The following is a 17,615-nucleotide window of genomic DNA, read 5'->3' as shown; positions in this document are numbered from 1 at the left end:
GGCTCCAGGACATCGGTGCGGGACGGCATGACTACCTGATTATTACGGAAGACGTAGGTGTAGTAGCCGTCCTTGGTCTGGACGTAGATTTTGTCGCCCGGAACCAGGGTGTGGATGTTGTCCAGCACGGCGCCGTGGGTCTGCCGGTGACCGGCCACGGCAAAGTTGCCGACTGCTCCCGGCATGGCCGTGTTGCTGTAGTGGCCCAGCCCCAGCGTGTCCAGCACGTCCCCGGTGGTTCCCTGCACGATGGGCCGGGTGTAGCTGTTGCCGAACCGCGGGATGTACATGATGCCTATCGTGCCTGCATGCCCGGGGGCTGCGGCCACGGCCGGCGTTCCATAATCAACGGGTTCAGCCGGCGTCCCTTGAGGTGCGTCCGCGGGGGCAGGTGCCGAGCCGCCGAGCTCCTGGGCAAATTCCTTGATGACGGCGCTCTGCCTGGCGTCCGACTCCACGTTGGTCCACCAAAGCTGCCAGGCAACGAACAGCAGGAGGATGATGCCGCCGGTGATGAGCAGCTCGCCCACCACCTGCACGGTGCCCCGCACAACGTCGGCGCTGGTGGGCGCCGCCACGGCGGGCCTCACCTTCTCCTGCAATACCACGCGTTCTCCTGTCGGGGCGGTCGCGATGGGCGTTGGGGTGCCCTGAACTACGGCTAGAATTGACTGCTAGTAAGAATCCAGATTTTGACCAAGATCGCGCTGACCGCTGGCAACTTCCTTCTTGCAGGATATCAAGCCCGCGCGGCCGAGCTTGCTCAGTCCGCCAAGGAGACCACGTGCCCGAGTCAAAGCCACGCAAGAAGACTTCCACCGCCACGCGGGCCGCTGCCGGCACGCAGGCGTACAAGCCCAACGCTGTCTGGTTCAAGCCCGTCATGTTCGGGCTCATGATCATTGGGCTCCTGTGGATCATCACGTTCTACATCAGCGAAGGCCGGTTTCCGGTCCAGGCGTGGGAATCGTGGAACATCGTGGCCGGCTTCGGCATTGCCATCATCGGGTTCCTCATGACCACCCGCTGGCGCTCCTGATCCTGGCCGCTGGACGGGAATAGCTGCCTCCCTGTGGACGGGATAAAAGCGGACGGACCACAAGCCAAAGGTACAGTTCCGGACGGAACGGTAACGGGCGACGACGGCCTGGGCCGCCCGCCGTGGGCAGCTAACGATCCGCTCCTGCGCGAGTATTACGACACCGAGTGGGGCCTCCCTGTCCGGGATGAGCAGGGACTGTACGAGCGCATCAGCCTGGAGGGATTCCAGGCCGGCTTGTCGTGGGCCACCATCCTTCGCAAACGGCCCGCGTTCCGTGAGGCCTTCCACAATTTCGAGCCCGATGTCGTTGCCGCATATACGGAGGCTGACATCGGGCGTCTGCTCCAGAACCCGGGCATCGTCCGCAACCGGCTGAAGATCCGTGCGGCGATCACCAATGCCCAGGCCACCATTGCCCTGAGGGAACAGGGCGGCCTTGTCGGCTTCGTCTGGCAGTTCAAGCCGCAAGCCACCCCCGCGCCGGCTACGCACGCCGATATCCCCACCCAGACCCCGGAATCCGTGGCGCTGTCCACAGCCCTGCGGAAGCAGGGGTTCTCATTCGTGGGCCCCACCACCATGTTTGCGCTGATGGAGGCCATCGGCATGGTGGATACCCATCTCGTGCACAGCCACCGCCGTGGCTCTTCCGGCATCTGGCAGGCGCAGGCGTAAAGCAGCCCGGCTGGGCGACAACTTTTCCCCAACTGTTGGGAAAGTTATCCACAGTGTGCATAACTTCGGGATACGCCGCGGGATAAATCCGGGCGGCCGCCTCGCCGCACCGGATTCGGATCCGGGTCACGGCCCTCGTTGGTTATTAACAGTGTGAATTAGCTGTGGATAACCTGCCTGACCGGAGTCGTTGTGCAAGAGTTCCGGGCGGTTTAGGGGCGTCCGCCCCAGTCAGGGCGCCCAATATCAGTGCTTTTTACCGGTCCTGCCTGACCGGATGGTGGCTGATGACGGACACCCGGTTGAAGGCATTCATGGTGATAACCAGCCAGCTCACCGCAGAAAATTCATCAGCGCTGAGGTGTTCCCGCGCGTAGCCTTCTTCGTGCTCCATGGTCCGGTGCCCCGGAAGTTCCGTAAGGGCTTCCGCAAGGGTGAGGGCTGCCCGCTCCTTGGCGGTGAACAGCGAGGTTTCCCGCCACGCCGGAAGGACGGCAAGCCGCTGGGAGCTCTCTCCGCCTTCGAGTGCATCCCGCACGTGCATGTCCAGGCAGTACGCGCAGCCGTTCAGCTGGGAGGTCCGGACGTTGAGCAGCTCAACGGCCTTCCGGTCGATGCCGGCTTCGTCAGCGGCGTCCCGGGCTTTGAGCCCCAACCCGTTCAGGGCACGCCACACTGCAGGATGCTGCTTATCAAGGAAGATGTGCTCAGTGGTGGTGGCGCTCATGGCGGTCCTTCTTGGCTGGAGATCTCATTGTTGGGCATCGGTAGGTTCACCCTCCCATATGTCAGGGTTTTCCACTTACTAACACTCGAGTACCCACAAGTTATCCACAGGTGTGGACAACAATCCACAGGGCGGACCGGTAGGGGCTCTCAGGAGCCATGGCCAGCCAAACATCGGCAGCTAACTACACGGCTGTAAGTTATTAACATTGTGAATAACCCTGTTGAAACAGCCTCTCCCACGACTGCTCGGCGGGCACGTTCGGCCCGGATTCCCGCACTTTTCCACAGAGGCCGGCAAAACAGGCAGGTTTTCCACTTACCCACAGCCGCACTCACACGGTTTTCCACAATTGTGGACTGCTGAATCCGGGAAAACCTTCGAAACAGCGGAGCGGCGGGGGCCGGGAGACAGCAGCACGATGAACTACACGGATGTAAGTTACCAACATTGTGGATAACCCCTGTGGATAACCGGAGGCGCCCGGCAGGCAGCGCAAAAAACCCCGATGTCCGGGTGGACATCGGGGTCTGGGATGGAGTAGAGGCCGGCCGGGCGTCAGCCTGCAGCGATCCGGACCCAGCTCACCACGATCAGCAGCGCGAGCACGGCCACCAGGCCGGCAGCCTGCAGGAAGCCCTGCCGCTTGCCCCGGGGTGCGTACGCGATCACGGCAGCGCAGAGGCCTCCGGTGATCAGCCCGCCGAGGTGGGCCTGCCAGGCTATCTGGGGGACCAGGAAGCCGATGACTCCGTTGATGGCTATCAGGATCCAGAGCTGGCGGGTGTCCCCGCCGCGGTGGCGCTGCACTACCAGCATGGCCCCGAAAAGCCCGAAGATGGCACCTGATGCACCCACCACACCTACGGGTCCCCCCGGCGGGAGGAGCGGGGTGAGGACCAGATAGCCGACCGAACCGCCAATGGCGGAAACGAGGTACACGGCCAGGAAACGCAGCCGGCCGAGGAGGGGCTCCAGCGCCTGGCCGAACATCCACAGCATGTACATGTTCAGCGCAATGTGGAGGATGAAGCCCTGTGAATGCAGGAAGGCCGATGTCAGGAGGCGCCACGGTTCGAAGGCTCCGAACTCCGGAGCGGCGTAGACCGAAGCGAAGGCGAAATTCCTGAACACGGCATCCGCGGGGACGATCCATTGCAGCACAAAGAGCACGGCACATGCCGCGATGAGGCTGAACGTCACCAGCGGTTTGCCGGTTGCAACGGCACCGCCGTAGACAGTCCTGACCTCCGGCGTCGTACGCCTTGTTTCGTTGACACAGTCAACGCACTGGAATCCGACGGCGGCCGCCCGCTGGCAGTCCGGGCACGCTGGGCGCCCGCACCGCTGGCAGCGCACGTAGGAGGGCCGGTCCGGGTGCCGGGGGCACACGGGAACCTGGGCGGACGGCTCAGCCGCCGGAATTCCGTAGCTCATGCGATGGGTTAGAGCTGCTCGACGTCGATGCTGTTGATGGTGACATCCTCAACCGGGCGGTCGCCCATGCCGGTGCGGACGCCTTCGATGGCGTCGACGACCTTCTTGGATGCGTCGTCAGCCACTTCACCGAAGATGGTGTGCTTGCCCTGGAGCCAGTCGGTGGGGATGGTGGTGATGAAGAACTGCGAGCCGTTGGTGCCCTTGCCGCCCTGGATGCCGGCGTTGGCCATGGCCAGTTTGTAGGGGGCGTTGAAGCTGAGCTCGGGGTGGATTTCGTCATCGAACTTGTAGCCCGGTCCGCCAATGCCACGGCCCAGGGGATCCCCGGCCTGGATCATGAAGTCCTTGATGATCCGGTGGAAGATGGTGCCGTCGTAAAGCGGTGTGCCCGTCTTGTCCTCGCCGGACTCCGGGTGGGTCCAGGCCTGCTCGCCGGTGGCGAGGCCAACGAAGTTCTTGACCGTCTTGGGCGCGTGGTTGCCGAAGAGGTTAACGACGATGTCGCCGAGGCTGGTGTGGATGGTTGCTTTTGCTGTTGCGATTGCAGTCATACCGCTCATTCTTTCACGGCGGGTCAACGCCGGAGCGGCTCCGCGGACAGTTCCGCGCTGGGTGAAATCGGCCGTAAATCCGCGGGAAGAATAGCCGGTGCAGGTCAATCCACGTAGGCTAACAACAAAACCGTCACATTAATCGGGAGGTAGTTGTGAAGAAGTCGGATCGTATTGCCCGTGACCTCGAGCAGTCAGTCAACAACGCAGTCGAGTATGCAAAGGACTGGGCATCCCCCCGCGTGGAGGCAGCAGTGGATTGGGCCGTGCCGCGCCTGCAGCACAGCCTGGATACCGCTTCTCCCAAGATCCAGGAGGGCCTTAAGTCCGCTGCCCACAACCTTGCCGACGGCGTCGCAACAGTGACACCGCGCATCCAGGACGGACTCGCGCACCTCGCGCCGAAAATCCACGACGCTGTGGAAGGCACTACCCCGCGCCTTCACGAAGCACTGGACAAGGCCACCCCGGTTATCCTCAACGCCCGTGACCGCGTAGTGGTCGAATACCTGCCGCGCCTTTCTGACCAGATCGGCCACGCCTCCGACGCCGTCCACCGCACGCTGGAAAGCGCCCCGGCACAGGTCGATGCGGTGGCCCGCAAGCTCGGAGACGTTGGCATTGTCCATACCCTCCAGGACCAGGCACAGACTGCAGGAACCCATCTCAAGGCGGCCGCGCATGAAGCGGGCAAGGCCGTGGGCATCCAACTCGCGGAGCCGGAAAAGCCCAAGAAGCGCGGCTGGCTGGTGTTCGGCATTATCGCTGCGGCGGTCGCCGCCGGTGTTGCCGCCTGGAAGGCCTCCAAGCCTGTGGAGGACCCGTGGAAGACCCCGTCTCCTGTGGCGCCCACCCCGGCTCCGGTTCCTGCCACCACGGTGAACGAGGTCAAGGACGCAACCGAGGATGCTGCCAGCAAGGCCGCAGCCGCCACAGCTTCCACCGCCGGCGTGGTTGCCGGCAAAGCGGACGATGCTGCAGAGGACGTCAAGGGCTCATCTGATGAGCCGGCCAAGCACCTCGCCGACGATTCGGCCGACACCGCCGCCAAGGGTTCCACGGACGCCAAGACGGCCATGAAGAACATCGCATCGAACATGAACGGGTCCGCGGACAAGACCGAGCACTAGAACACGGGCCGCCACTAAGCAGCGGCACCACTGAAGGGGTTCCGCCCTGTGACCAGTTCACAAGGCGGGACCCCTTCAGTGTTTTCCGGATGTTCGCCGCGTCATTACCCTTGTCGCCGGCCGGGCGGGTGTGGATCGGTGCTAAATTTGGACTGATGTCAGCCGATAAATCCTCTGGGGATGCCTTGAACGACGCAGCACAGCTGCCCCGCGTGTCCATTGTCATCCCGGCTTACAACGAGGAAAGTGTGATCCGGCAGTGCCTCATTGCTGCGGTCTACCAGTCGGTGCCGGCCCACGAAATCATCGTGGTGGACAACCTGTCAACGGACCGCACGGCGGCCATCGTGGGCCAGATGCAGCTTGAATACCCCGAAAGCCCTATCCTCCTGTTGAGCCAGCACCAGGACCAGGGGCTGATTCCCACACGGAACTTCGGCCTGAACAGCGCCACCGGGGACATCCTTGGCCGCATCGACGCCGATTCGGTGGTGGAGCCGGACTGGGTGGAGCAGGTACAGAAGGCTTTCCAGGACCAGTCAGTCCAGGCAGCCACCGGGCCGGTGGTCTACTACGACATGCCGATGCGGCGCTTCGGACTCAAGGCCGACGACAAAATGCGCCAGCTGATGCTGAAGCTCGCCAAGCACCAGTACCACTTCCTCTTCGGCTCCAACATGGCCCTGCGCGCCACCGCCTGGGAGATCATCCGCGACGAAACCTGCCGCGACGAGAAGGACGAGATGCACGAGGACATTGACCTCTCCCTGCACCTCGCCGATCACGATCTCAAGGTCCAGTACTGGCCGCAGATGGTGTCCGGCATGTCTGCACGCCGGCTTGAGGATTCGCCTCGGGACTACCGCTACTACGTGACGCGCTTCGACCGCACGTACAAAGCACACAACGTCAAGAAGATGGCCCTCAAGGCGCCCATGGTGGTGTTCTTCTCGGTCTACTTCCCGGCCAAACTCCTGCGGGCGATCCACACCGTCAACACAGCCCAGCCCGTCCGCCGCGGCGGCCAGTAACGCCGCAGGCGTCAGTCGGTCCCCAGTTCAGCCAGACGGTCCGACGGCGGTTCTCCCGCCTGGGTGCCGGTCCTTGCTTCAGCACGGCGCTGCCGCGCGCCGACGGAACGCTGGCCGAGAACCACGACGGCGAGGCCCACCAGGATCAGAGCCAGTCCCGCATAGGTACCGCCGGGGAGCATCTCGTCCAGGAATACGGCTGCCAGCAGGGCTGCGCCGGGGATCTCCAGCAGAATGATCATGGATACCAGCAGCGGGCTCATGGTGGCGAGCAGGTGGTTGAAGGCCGTGTGGCCCACCAGTTGGGCGCAGACAGTGATGGCAGCGATGCCCAGCCAGCCCACGGCGTCGAACCCCACCAGGGGCTGGCCGCTGAAGAGCGCCAGCACAGCCACGAGGGCAGCGCACATCCCGTAGCACAGTGTGGTGTAGGTTCCCGTGGTCATGGTCTGCCGGGCTTTGCCGCCAGCCAGGGTGTACAGGCCGGCCAGGGCACCGCCGGCAACCGCCAGGAGGTCTCCCACCAGGGCATCAGGCGAGGACCCCATATCGAACCCGGTAATGGTGACGACACCGCCGAAGGCAATACCCAGCCCCACCAGCACCTGCCAGCGGTGACGCGTTCCCCGGAACAGCTGGAAGACGGCAATCCAGGCTGACTGCAGGCAGACCAGCGCAGTTGCGGCAGCCACGGAGGTGAGCTGGAGGGAGGTGATGAAGCAGGCAAAATGCAGTGCCAGCGCCACGGCCGCCAGCAGCGACCAGCGGAACTCGGGCGCGGTAATCCGGCCGAACTGCCGCGGTTCACGGACCAGCGTGGGAGTGGCCATCACAGCAGCCCCGATGGCGTTCCGCCAGAAGGCGATGGCCAGGGCGCTGACCGTGGTGGCACCGAGCGTAGCTGCAATCAGGGGCCCGGAAGAGGCCACGCCAAGGACGCCGATTGCCGCCAGAAAGAAGTTCACCGTTCAACCCTAATGGTCCGCTTAACGAAAAAGTCCCGGACAGCTTTTTCGCTGTCCGGGACTTTCCTTATGGTGGAGGCACGGGGACTCGAACCCCGAACCCCCTGCTTGCAAAGCAGGTGCGCTACCAATTGCGCCATGCCCCCATAAGAAGCAACCCGTCAATCATACCCTGAATCCCTGGAGCCTCTTGCCAGCTCCCGGACCGGGGTACCGAAGCCTATTCGACCGAATCGGTCGACTGGCTCCAGACTGTTTTCCGGGCCTCGGATTCCTGTGCTTTCCTGTAGAGCAGGATGCCTGCGACCGCAGCTGCAATTGCGAGCAACTTCTTCACATGCACCCCATTCCGATCCTGCCTGCCGAAACAGACCGGATCCTCCATAGAACCTGCACAGGTTCCGTGGGCGTACCAGGACTTGAACCTGGGACCTCTTCGTTATCAGCGAAGCGCTCTAACCGCCTGAGCTATACGCCCCGATGCCTCATCGGGCCGAGATATGACTTTACAGCACATCCCGGCCCGATCTCAAATCGAGGCATTTTCCGGAAGAATAACCGGAGAATAGTGGGATTTCAGTCGTCCGTGAGGGTCACACCGATGCCACCGACGAGGGTGGCGGAGATGTTGTAAAGCACCGCTGAAAGCATGGACAGGGCAGTCAGCAGGACAACGTTCACCACGGCAATGATGGTGGCAAAGGAAGCCACCTGGCCGAGGGATGCAACCTTCTTCAGTTCGAACCCGCCGCCTTCAGAACCGGCCAGGGTACCGAGGAGGCTGTCCACCTGATCAAAGATGCCGGTGAGATCCAGGACGGTCCACAGCACGATGGCTGCGACAACGGTGACGATTCCCAACGCCACAGACAGCAGGAATGCCATTTTCAGGACCGACCACGGGTCCACCTTGCTGACCAGCAGCCGGGCACGCCTGACCTTGGCCTTGGGTGCGGGCTTGACCAGGCCCGGCTGGCCCTGGGCCGGGCGCTGGCCGGGCTGGCCCTGCAAAGGCCTGCCCTGCGGGGGACGCTGGCCGGCCGGTGCCTGGGCTGAGCGCTGGCCGGGCTGGCCCTGCGCCGGGCGCTGACCTGGTGTGGCGGGACGCTGGCCCGGGGCAGCAGACGGGGCTCCCGCCGGCCCCGCCGGACGCTGCTGCGGCCGGACGGGTGCATTCACCCGCGGCGCGGCCGCGGGCTGCGGTGTTCCAGCGGGAGCAGTGCTGTTCGGCTTGGGATATGAGTCGGGATTACTCACTCGTTACCTCCGGTGTAGTCTTCGTTCGGCTCAGCGTCGCCGGAGGCGTCCTCTGACTCAACAGCCGGTGATGTATCTGCCATTGATGCTGACCCTGCGGCACCCTCGGGGGAACCGCCATCTTCAGCCAACGTTACGTCATCGTCCGCGGATTCCTCGCCCTCAAGGCCGCGTTCGCTGTTACGGGCCACCTCGATGATGCGGTCATTTTTGTCCGGCTTCGCGAAGATGACACCCATGGTGTCGCGTCCCTTGGCGGGAACTCCGGCCACTGAAGACCGGACAACCTTGCCGCCCTCCATGACCACCAGGACCTCATCCTCTTCCTGGACAATAAGGGCGCCCACCAGGTGGCCGCGTTCCTCCTGGTACTTGCCCACCTTGATACCGAGGCCACCACGGCCCTGGAGGCGGTATTCCTCCACGGCTGTACGTTTGGCGTAGCCGCCCCCGGTGACGATGAAGACGAACGAGCCGTCAGTGACGACGTCGGCCGCCAGCAGTTCGTCGTCTTCACGGAACTTCATCCCGGTGACGCCGGACGTTGCGCGGCCCATGGGCCGCAGTGCATCGTCGGTGGCGGTGAAACGGATCGACTGGCCCATACGCGACACCAGCATCAGGTCATCCGTTTCGGAGACCAGCTGGGCGGAGACGAGTTCGTCGCCGTCGCGCAGGTTGATGGCGATGACACCCGCGGAGCGGTTGGTGTCGTAATCCTCCAGGCGGGTTTTCTTGACCAGGCCGCGCTTGGTGGCCAGGACCAGGTACGGAGACTGCTGGTAGTCCTTCAGATCCAGGACCTGGGCGATGTGCTCGTCCGGCTGGAAGGCCAACAGGTTGGCAACGTGCTGGCCCTTGGCATCACGGCCGGCCTCCACCAGCTCGTAGGCCTTGGCCCGGTAGACGCGGCCCAGGTTGGTGAAGAACAGCAGCCAGTGGTGGGTGGTGGTCACAAAGAAGTGTTCCACCACGTCATCCCCGCGGAGCTGGGCACCCTTGATGCCCTTGCCGCCGCGCTGCTGGGACCGGTAGTTGTCGCTGCGGGTGCGCTTGACGTACCCACCGCGGGTAATGGTCACCACCATTTCCTCTTCGGGGATCAGGTCCTCCATGGACATGTCGCCGTCGAAGCCCATCAGGATCCTGGTCCGGCGGTCATCGCCGTGCTTGGCGACGATCTCGCCCAGCTCGGTGCTGATGATCTCCCGCTGGCGCTGTTCAGATTCCAGGATGGAGGTGTATTCCGCGATCAGCGCTTCGAGTTCGGCGTGGCGGTCCTGGATCTTCTGGCGTTCCAGGGCTGCCAGGCGGCGCAGCTGCATGTCCAGAATGGCCCGGGCCTGCAGTTCATCGATATCCAGCAGTTCCATCAGGCCGTCGCGCGCGGCTTCGGTGGTGTTGGAGGCACGGATCAGCGCGATGACTTCATCCAGGGCATCCAGTGCCTTCAGGAGTGCACGCAGGATGTGTGCTTCTTCTTCGGCCTTGCGCAGGCGGTAGCGGGTCCGGCGCGCAATGACGTCCATCTGGTGCGTTACCCAGTGGCGGATGAACGCGTCCAGGCTCAGCGTGCGGGGAACGCCGTCGACGATTGCCAGCATGTTGGCGGAGAAGTTGCTCTGCAGTTCGGTGTGCTTGTAGAGGTTGTTCAGCACCACCTTGGCAACGGCGTCGCGCTTGAGCACAATAACCAGCCGCTGGCCGGTACGGCCGGAGGTCTCGTCGCGGAGGTCAGCGATTCCCGAGATCTTTCCGTCCTTGACCAGTTCGGCGATCTTGATGGCAAGGTTGTCCGGGTTGGCCTGGTACGGCAGCTCGGTGACCACCAGGCAGGTGCGGCCCTGGAGTTCCTCGACGTTGACAACAGCCCGCATGGTGACCGATCCGCGGCCGGTCCGGTAAGCATCCTCAATGCCCCTGTGGCCGAGGATTGTTGCTCCGGTGGGGAAATCGGGTCCCTTGACGCGCAGCAGAAGCTCTTCGAGCAGTTCCTCGCGGGTGGCGGTCGGATTCGCCAGGTACCACTGGACGCCGTCGGCTACCTCGCGCAGGTTGTGCGGCGGAATGTTGGTGGCCATACCCACGGCGATGCCGGAGGAACCGTTGACCAGCAGGTTGGGGAACCGCGCCGGCAGGATGGTGGGTTCCTGGTTCTTGCCGTCGTAGTTGTCCTGGAAATCGACGGTTTCCTCATCGATGTCCCGGACCATCTCCATGGCCAGCTGCGCCATTTTCGTCTCGGTGTACCGGGGGGCGGCAGCGCCGTCGTTGCCGGGCGAACCGAAGTTGCCCTGGCCAAGGGCCAGCGGGTAGCGCATGGTCCAGTCCTGGATCAGGCGTACCAGCGCATCGTAGATGGCGGTGTCACCGTGGGGGTGGTATTGACCCATGACCTCGCCCACCACACGGGCGCACTTGTTGAACGAACGGTCCGGGCGGTAGCCGCCATCGAACATCGCGTACAGCACACGGCGGTGCACCGGCTTTAATCCATCGCGCACGTCGGGCAGGGCACGGCCCACGATGACGGCCATGGCGTAGTCCAGGTAGGAGCGCTGCATTTCGGTCTGCAGGTCCACCTGCTCCACGCGGTCTACCAGCACATCGCCTTCAAGTACGTCTTCCGGAAGATCGGCGGATCCCGCCGGGTTCTCAGGTGTCTCGTCACTCATCGTCTATATTTTCCGTTTCAGGTATATGTCGGTTATGGAATATCTATGCGGCGGGCCGGCTAGATATCCAGGAACCTGACGTCCTTGGCGTTCTGCTGGATGAAGTTGCGTCGCGATTCCACGTCTTCGCCCATCAGAGTGGAGAAGATCTGGTCCGCGGCCAGGGCATCATCCATGGTGACCTGCAGCAGGGTGCGGTTGTCCGGGTCCATGGTGGTGTCCCAGAGCTCGGTGTAGTCCATCTCGCCGAGGCCCTTGTAGCGCTGGATGCCGTTGTCCTTGGGGATACGGCGGCCGGCGGCCTGCCCGGAAACCAGCTTGGCATCGCGCTGTTTATCGCTAAAGACGTAGTCGTGCGGCGCGTTGGACCACTTGATCCGGTACAGCGGCGGCTGCGCCAGGTACACATAGCCGTTCTCGATCAACGGGCGCATGTAGCGGAACAGCAGCGTCATCAGCAGGGTGGTGATGTGCTGGCCGTCAACATCGGCGTCGGCCATCAGCACGATCTTGTGGTACCTGAGCTTGCTGAGGTCGAAGTCCTCACCGATGCCGGTGCCGAAGGCCGTGATCATGGACTGGACTTCGGCGTTGCCGAGCGCCTTGTCCAAGCGGGCGCGCTCCACGTTCAGGATCTTGCCGCGCAGCGGGAGGATCGCCTGGGTTTCCGGGTTGCGGCCGCGCTTGGCGGAACCGCCGGCGGAGTCACCCTCCACGATGTAGACCTCGCAGCGGGCGGGGTCCTTGGAGGAGCAGTCCGAGAGTTTACCGGGCATCCCGAAGGACTCCAGTGGACTCTTGCGCCGGGCGTTGTCTCGCGCCTTCCGGGCAGCCATGCGGGCCTGGGCGGCTGAGATTGCCTTCCGGATGACATCGCGGGCAGGACCGGGGTTCCGCTCCAGCCAGTCGCCCAGGCCGTCGGTGACCACGCGCTGGACGAAGCCCTTTACCTCGGAGTTGCCCAGCTTCGTCTTGGTCTGGCCTTCAAACTGCGGCTCAGCGAGCTTGACGGAGATGACTGCAGTCAGGCCTTCACGGATGTCGTCGCCGGTAAGGTTGTCATCCTTTTCCTTGATGATGCCCTTCTCCCGTGCATAACGGTTGATGAGCGAGGTCATGGCGGCGCGGAAACCCTCTTCGTGGGTTCCGCCCTCATGGGTGTTGATGGTGTTGGCGTAGGTGTGGACACTCTCCGAGTAGGCATTGGTCCACTGCATGGCCATTTCCAGGGCGATGTGGCGTTCGGTGTCCTCGGTTTCGAAGGAGATGACGTCCTCGTGGACCACATCCACCTTCTTGCCCGAGTTCAGGTGCTTTACATAGTCCAGCAGGCCGTCGTCGTACTGGTACACCACGGTGCGGTGTTCAGCAGTCACTTCACCTTCGGTGACCACGGCATCAAGGTCGAGATCCTCAGTGGAGTCGGAGTTTTCCGTGGAGGTCCGCTCGTCGGTGAGCGTGATGCGCAGGCCCTTGTTCAGGAACGCCATCTGCTGGAACCGGGCGCGGAGGGTTTCGAAATCGAACTCGGTGGATTCGAAGATCCCGGCGTCGGGGTAGAAAGTCTGGGTGGTTCCGGTCTTGTCGGTCTCTTGGCCCTGGACCAGTCCGCCCTGGGGCTTGCCGCCGTCGGCGAATGACATCCGCCAGACGTGCCCCTGGCGCCGCACTTCGGTGTCCACCCGGCTGGAGAGCGCGTTGACGACGGAGATGCCGACACCGTGGAGGCCGCCGGAAACCGCATAACCGCCGCCGCCGAATTTGCCGCCGGCGTGGAGGATGGTCATGACCACTTCGACGGTGGGTTTGTGCTCCGTCGGGTGCATGTCCACGGGGATGCCGCGGCCATCGTCGACAACCTTGACGCCGCCGTCGGCCTGGAGGACAACTTCGATGTGGGTGCAGTAGCCGGCAAGGGCTTCGTCAACGGAGTTGTCCACCACTTCATAGACCAGGTGGTGGAGGCCCCGGAGTCCGGTGGATCCGATGTACATGCCAGGGCGCTTCCGGACCGCTTCGAGGCCCTCCAGCACAGTGATGTCGCTGGCACCGTATTCCCTCGGCGTCACGGCTTCCGCCGGAGTATCGGGGGTAGGGACATCCTCCGCTGCGCGCTCCACTGCCTGGGTGTCTGTCATGTCGTTAGCCACAGGTGCTGTCGACTCCTCTTTTTCGATGATGGCCAGCGGATTCTTCCCAAGGGAAAAGACCCGCCAACAGGCACAAGCTGATGGCGCTGAAGAGTAGGTCGACCTGCAGAACCGAAGTCCGCCTGCTGAGGGCATACGGAGAACGGACTCAGTCAACGTTTCACCGGCGCCCAGTTATCTCCTGTGATTCTACCGTGAAATCTGCCGCAACCCCGCATTCCGGAGGCGTCGCGGCACCCGTCCTTGCCTGTGTCTGGCCATTGATCACGCCTAGGGCGCCCTTGCGGTGCGGTCGCCGGGTGCCTATACGCCTCAGGGCGGTTAGACCGCCCTACACGCCGCCGAACGAACTTTCAAGGTCCGACGGCGGGCTAACCGTAGGTATCGCGGGGTCCCCGGCCGTTGACGGTACGGCCGCCCTTGCGCCAGCTGGGTGCCGTCGGACCGAGCACCTGGATGCTGGTCACCACTCCGTCGCCCAGTTCGGTGCGGAATTTCTCCAGCAGGCTGATGCTCAGCAGCCGCAGCTGGGTGGCCCAGGCTGTCGAATCACAGCGGACATGCAGGGTGGTGTCGGCAAAGCTTTCCGGCGTGCAGTGAGCGGAGATTTCCGGACCAACCAGTGTTGCCCATTCGGCCATCACTGATCCCACCGCCACGGGCGAGGTCCACCCGCGTTCGGCCACAAGGCGTCCCACCACCTTGCCCAGCCCCAGGGGGTCCCGGCCGGTGGAGTGGAACTGGCTGAAGCCGCGGGTGTCCCGGATTCCGCGTTTTGTCTTGGCCGAACCCACGGGAGGGGACGCTTTGCGCCGGATTTCCCCACGCGCCGCAGCGGCCTCGCGCATGCGGTTCAGCGCCGCCTGCGGGGCATCAATGTTGTCGGGATCGCGGCCGGGCTGCAGCCCGCTGTTTTTCTCGTCCCTACTCATCGATTCCTCCCGGAATGACCTTCACCCGCCGGCCGGACAGTTCCGCCGGAATATCGGCCTCGACGGCGGCGGTCACCAGTACCTGTTCCGCGCCGGAGACTATTGCCGCAAGTTTACGCCGCCGCTGTACATCAAGCTCGGCAAAAACGTCGTCGAGAATCAAGATGGGTGCGGAGCCGCCGGTACGGGCGTCGTCCAGCATGACGTAGTAGGAGGCAAGCCGAAGCGAGAGGCACATCGACCAGGTTTCGCCGTGGGAGGCATATCCTTTGGCGGGCGCTTCGCCGAGGACCAGCTCCAGCTCGTCCCGGTGCGGCCCCACCAGCGAGATTCCCCGCTCCAGCTCTTTGCGGCGGGATGCCGCGAAGGCCTGGACGTAGCGTTCCGTGAGTTCCCCGACGGAGAGGTACCGGAGATCCTCAGGTCCACTGCCCTGTCCGGAAGGGGCAGGGCCAGAAATCCCGGCGCCGGATCCGGCGCCGGACGGAGAGCCGCCGTCGTCGTCCATCAGATTCTGGAGCGTGGAGCGGTAGAGAGCACCGGCTTCCTTGGAGCCGTCCGTCAGCTGAGCGTACGCCTTGGCCAGGTGCGGGCGCAGCCGCTCCACAAGTTCCAGCCTCGCGTACAGCAGTTCGGCGCCGGCCTTTGCCATGTGCTGGTCCCAGACATCCAGCGTTGCCTCGTGCCCCGCGGTGAATTTGCCGGCCCGTGCGGATTTAAGCAGGGCATTGCGCTGCTTCAGGACACGGTCGTAATCGCTGCGGGTTGCCGAGTGCCGCGGAATGAGGCTCACCAGCAGCTCATCGAGGAAGCGCCGGCGGTTTGAGGGGTCCCCTTTGACCAAGGCAAGATCCTCGGGCGCAAACAGCACTGTCTGGCAGATCCCCAGCAGGTCCCTGGCCCGTACCGGGTTGCTGCGGTTGATGCGGCCGCGGTTGGCCCGGGTGGCGTTGATTTCAAGTTCCAACACGGTGGTCTGCCCGCCACGGACCAGCCGAGCCCGCACCAGCGCCCGGTCGGTTCCGAAACGCAGCAGCGGAGCATCGGAACTGACCCGGTGCGAGCTGAGCGTGGCCAGGTAGCCGATGGCTTCCATCAGGTTGGTCTTGCCGATGCCGTTTGAGCCCACCAGAACCGTGACACCGGGTTCGAGGGCAAGGTCAACCTGGGCGTAACTGCGGAAGTCAGTCAGCGAAAGGTGTTCTAGGTACACGCGGTCTTCAGAATTCTCGGAACCCCGCGGGCCCCGGGGTTGTTGCTACTTGGCGGGACGGGTGGCATGCCCGCCGAACTGGTGTCGCAGCGCGGAAACCATCTTCATGGCCGGGGAGCTGTCCTCACGGGATTCAAAGCGCGCAAACAGTGCTGCGGTGATGGCCGGTGCAGGAATCGCGTTGGCAATGGCTTCTTCCACGGTCCATCGGCCTTCACCTGAATCTTCAACGTAGTCGTCGATATTCTGCAGTCCGGGATCCTCATCAAGGGCCTTAACCGCGAGGTCAAGCAACCACGACCTGACCACGGTGCCCTTTTGCCAGGCACGGAACGTACCGGGAAGGTCGTTGATGATGTCCTTGGAAGCAAGAAGCTGGTAGCCCTCAGCGTAGGCCTGCATCAGGCCGTACTCGATCCCGTTGTGGACCATCTTGGCGTAGTGGCCGGCGCCAATTCCGCCGACGTGGACGAAGCTGTCAGCGCGTTCTCCTTCCGGCCGGAGTGCGTCAAAGACGGGCAAAGCCCGGTCGATATCCGCCGCGTCACCGCCGGCCATCAGCCCGTACCCGTTCTGCAGGCCCCACACACCGCCGGAAACGCCACAGTCCGCGAACCGGATATCCTTTTCCGCCAGCGCGGCACCATGCTTCTGGTCTTCGGTGAAACGGGAGTTGCCTCCGTCGATCACCAGGTCGCCCGCGTCGAGCTTGTTCCCGAGTTCGGTAATGACGGCATCGGTGATCCCGCCCGACGGAACCATGACCCAGATCAGCCGCGGCGCCGGGACAGCCGCAATGAGTTCGTCCACCGAGGCAACATCCGTGACCTCGGGGTTGCGGTCAAAGCCTGTGACCTCAATGCCCCCCTTGCGCAGACGTTCGCGCATGTTGAAACCCATTTTTCCAAGGCCGATCAGTCCGATATGCACGGTTGAGACTCTTTTCTGCGCTGGTTGTCTGGGACGCGAGGGTGGCGGTGGTTGGGGCCCATCGGCGAGGGACCCGGCCTGAGCTTGCGAAGGCTGGGAGCCGATGGGGACTAGTTGGGAAGCCTGACGGGCATGACCAGGTAACGGTAGTCGTCCTGGTCTTCACCGTCAGCGTCTGCCTGGGCCGTGATCATGGCGGGCTTCGGCGCGGTGGTGAAGGAGAACCTGACGAACTTCGTTTCGATGACGCTGAGGCCCTCAACCAGGTAATGCGGGTTGAACGCGACAGTGATGTCATCGCCGGACAGCTGGGCTTCGAGTTCCTCGGAGGCCTGCGCGTCCTCGCCGGTCCCCGCGTCGAGGTGAAGCAGGCCGTCGGTAAAAGCCAGCCGGACTGGTGTATTCCGCTCAGCCACGAGCGATACGCGCCGGACGGCCTCGACCAGTTCCTGAGTCTGCACCGTGGCGTGGATGGGCGTGGAATCAGGGAACAGGGACCGGATCTTGGGGTAGTCGCCGTCCACCAGGAGTGACGTGGTGGTGCGGCCGCCGCTTTCAAAACCGATGAGGCGGCTGTCGTCGTCGGCAAGGGCGAGGTTGATATCGCCGCTGTTGCCGAGGGTCTTCGCTACTTCGTTGAGAGTCTTCGCCTTGACCAGTGCGCTGGTGGAGATGCCGGGGGTGACAGGCTTCCACGGCACTTCGCGCATGGCGAGCCGGTAGCGGTCAGTCGCCAGCAGCGTGATGAGGTCGTCCTCGATTTCCATCCGCACGCCGGTGAGGATGGGAAGGGTGTCATCCTTGCTCGCAGCGATGATGACCTGGGAAACGGCCTGGGCGAAGGCATCACCCGGAACGGTTCCGCTGATGGTGGGCAATGCCGGCAGGGGCGGGTAT

At 63.6% G+C, this 17,615-nt stretch carries 17 protein-coding genes and 2 tRNA genes; 4 read left to right on the top strand and 15 right to left on the bottom strand.

Features of this window, described 5'->3' with window-relative positions:
- Positions 1-608 (bottom strand): class E sortase (locus DBR22_RS00970; RefSeq protein ID WP_108597371.1); only part of this gene is annotated, 608 nt, incomplete at its 3' end.
- A 176-nt stretch (positions 609-784) separates the two neighbouring features.
- On the opposite strand from DBR22_RS00970, the gene DBR22_RS00965 reads away from it, so the two are divergent.
- Together DBR22_RS00965 and DBR22_RS00960 are read left to right on the top strand one after the other, a co-directional pair.
- A complete protein-coding gene (locus tag DBR22_RS00965; RefSeq protein ID WP_108597370.1) occupies positions 785-1,039 on the top strand; it encodes a cell division protein CrgA in 255 nt (84 codons plus the stop codon).
- Between the two features lie 33 nt (positions 1,040-1,072).
- Positions 1,073-1,717 (top strand): DNA-3-methyladenine glycosylase I, encoded by a 645-nt coding sequence (locus DBR22_RS00960; RefSeq protein ID WP_108597369.1) that lies wholly within the window; start codon positions 1,073-1,075, stop codon positions 1,715-1,717.
- 256 nt (positions 1,718-1,973) lie between these two features.
- Here the strand turns inward: DBR22_RS00960 and DBR22_RS00955 are convergent, their stop codons facing one another.
- The 3 genes from DBR22_RS00955 to DBR22_RS00945 form a co-directional block, all read right to left on the bottom strand.
- On the bottom strand, positions 1,974-2,444 hold the full coding sequence (locus DBR22_RS00955; RefSeq protein WP_108597368.1) for a carboxymuconolactone decarboxylase family protein: 471 nt from the start codon (positions 2,442-2,444) through the stop codon (positions 1,974-1,976).
- 558 nt (positions 2,445-3,002) lie between these two features.
- Positions 3,003-3,881 carry a rhomboid family intramembrane serine protease gene (locus DBR22_RS00950; protein ID WP_108597367.1) on the bottom strand — a complete coding sequence of 293 codons (879 nt, stop codon included), beginning with the start codon at positions 3,879-3,881 and terminating at the stop codon, positions 3,003-3,005.
- A gap of 8 nt (positions 3,882-3,889) precedes the next feature.
- Positions 3,890-4,435: a peptidylprolyl isomerase gene (locus DBR22_RS00945; RefSeq protein ID WP_108597366.1), complete on the bottom strand. Its 546-nt coding sequence runs from the start codon at positions 4,433-4,435 to the stop codon at positions 3,890-3,892.
- A gap of 155 nt (positions 4,436-4,590) precedes the next feature.
- Between DBR22_RS00945 and DBR22_RS00940 the strand changes: the two genes are divergently transcribed.
- Both DBR22_RS00940 and DBR22_RS00935 read left to right on the top strand, forming a co-directional pair.
- On the top strand, positions 4,591-5,565 hold the full coding sequence (locus tag DBR22_RS00940) for a hypothetical protein (protein ID WP_108597365.1): 975 nt from the start codon (positions 4,591-4,593) through the stop codon (positions 5,563-5,565).
- Between the two features lie 155 nt (positions 5,566-5,720).
- On the top strand, positions 5,721-6,596 hold the full coding sequence (locus DBR22_RS00935; protein WP_108597364.1) for a glycosyltransferase: 876 nt from the start codon (positions 5,721-5,723) through the stop codon (positions 6,594-6,596).
- Between the two features lie 11 nt (positions 6,597-6,607).
- Here DBR22_RS00935 and DBR22_RS00930 read toward each other — a convergent pair whose 3' ends face one another.
- The 11 genes from DBR22_RS00930 to dnaN all read right to left on the bottom strand — a co-directional run.
- Positions 6,608-7,561: a DMT family transporter gene (locus DBR22_RS00930; RefSeq protein WP_108597363.1), complete on the bottom strand. Its 954-nt coding sequence runs from the start codon at positions 7,559-7,561 to the stop codon at positions 6,608-6,610.
- Between the two features lie 70 nt (positions 7,562-7,631).
- A tRNA-Ala gene (locus DBR22_RS00925) sits at positions 7,632-7,707 on the bottom strand.
- Positions 7,708-7,781: 74 nt separating this feature from the next.
- Positions 7,782-7,946 carry a DLW-39 family protein gene (locus tag DBR22_RS24080; RefSeq protein ID WP_258228996.1) on the bottom strand — a complete coding sequence of 55 codons (165 nt, stop codon included), beginning with the start codon at positions 7,944-7,946 and terminating at the stop codon, positions 7,782-7,784.
- Positions 7,947-7,965: 19 nt separating this feature from the next.
- Positions 7,966-8,039: transfer RNA gene (locus DBR22_RS00920), tRNA-Ile, on the bottom strand.
- Positions 8,040-8,137: 98 nt separating this feature from the next.
- Positions 8,138-8,818 carry a DUF3566 domain-containing protein gene (locus DBR22_RS00915; protein ID WP_108597362.1) on the bottom strand — a complete coding sequence of 227 codons (681 nt, stop codon included), beginning with the start codon at positions 8,816-8,818 and terminating at the stop codon, positions 8,138-8,140.
- Entirely contained in the window at positions 8,815-11,493 is a 2,679-nt protein-coding gene (gene gyrA, locus DBR22_RS00910) for a DNA gyrase subunit A (RefSeq protein ID WP_108597361.1), read from the bottom strand. The genes DBR22_RS00915 and gyrA overlap by 4 nt, the downstream gene beginning before the upstream one ends.
- A 59-nt stretch (positions 11,494-11,552) precedes the next feature.
- The gene (gene gyrB, locus DBR22_RS00905) at positions 11,553-13,643 is read right to left on the bottom strand and encodes a DNA topoisomerase (ATP-hydrolyzing) subunit B (protein ID WP_108597360.1); all 2,091 of its coding nucleotides are present in this window, start codon (positions 13,641-13,643) and stop codon (positions 11,553-11,555) included.
- 371 nt (positions 13,644-14,014) lie between these two features.
- Complete coding sequence (locus tag DBR22_RS00900) at positions 14,015-14,575, bottom strand: DUF721 domain-containing protein (protein ID WP_108597359.1); 561 nt, start codon at positions 14,573-14,575, stop codon at positions 14,015-14,017.
- A complete protein-coding gene (recF, locus tag DBR22_RS00895) occupies positions 14,568-15,788 on the bottom strand; it encodes a DNA replication/repair protein RecF (RefSeq protein ID WP_108597358.1) in 1,221 nt (406 codons plus the stop codon). Before recF ends, DBR22_RS00900 begins: the two co-directional genes overlap by 8 nt.
- A gap of 45 nt (positions 15,789-15,833) precedes the next feature.
- Positions 15,834-16,718 (bottom strand): phosphogluconate dehydrogenase (NAD(+)-dependent, decarboxylating), encoded by an 885-nt coding sequence (gene gnd, locus DBR22_RS00890; RefSeq protein WP_108597357.1) that lies wholly within the window; start codon positions 16,716-16,718, stop codon positions 15,834-15,836.
- Between the two features lie 110 nt (positions 16,719-16,828).
- Positions 16,829-17,615, bottom strand: a 787-nt coding sequence (gene dnaN, locus DBR22_RS00885; RefSeq protein ID WP_108597356.1) for a DNA polymerase III subunit beta, incomplete at its 5' end; no start/stop codon positions are given.

It is taken from the genome of Arthrobacter sp. HMWF013 (genome assembly GCF_003061105.1).
Classification (GTDB): domain Bacteria; phylum Actinomycetota; class Actinomycetes; order Actinomycetales; family Micrococcaceae; genus Arthrobacter.
This window is presented reverse-complemented; position numbering and strand designations above follow the sequence as displayed.

Coding starts and splice junctions, on each gene's coding strand:
- DBR22_RS00955 (WP_108597368.1), bottom strand. CDS start 2,444: ATGAGCGCCACCACCACTGAGCACATCTTCCTTGATAAGCAGCATCCT.
- DBR22_RS00950 (WP_108597367.1), bottom strand. CDS start 3,881: ATGAGCTACGGAATTCCGGCGGCTGAGCCGTCCGCCCAGGTTCCCGTG.
- DBR22_RS00945 (WP_108597366.1), bottom strand. CDS start 4,435: ATGACTGCAATCGCAACAGCAAAAGCAACCATCCACACCAGCCTCGGC.
- DBR22_RS00935 (WP_108597364.1), top strand. CDS start 5,721: ATGTCAGCCGATAAATCCTCTGGGGATGCCTTGAACGACGCAGCACAG.
- DBR22_RS24080 (WP_258228996.1), bottom strand. CDS start 7,946: ATGGAGGATCCGGTCTGTTTCGGCAGGCAGGATCGGAATGGGGTGCAT.
- gyrA (WP_108597361.1), bottom strand. CDS start 11,493: ATGAGTGACGAGACACCTGAGAACCCGGCGGGATCCGCCGATCTTCCG.
- DBR22_RS00900 (WP_108597359.1), bottom strand. CDS start 14,575: ATGAGTAGGGACGAGAAAAACAGCGGGCTGCAGCCCGGCCGCGATCCC.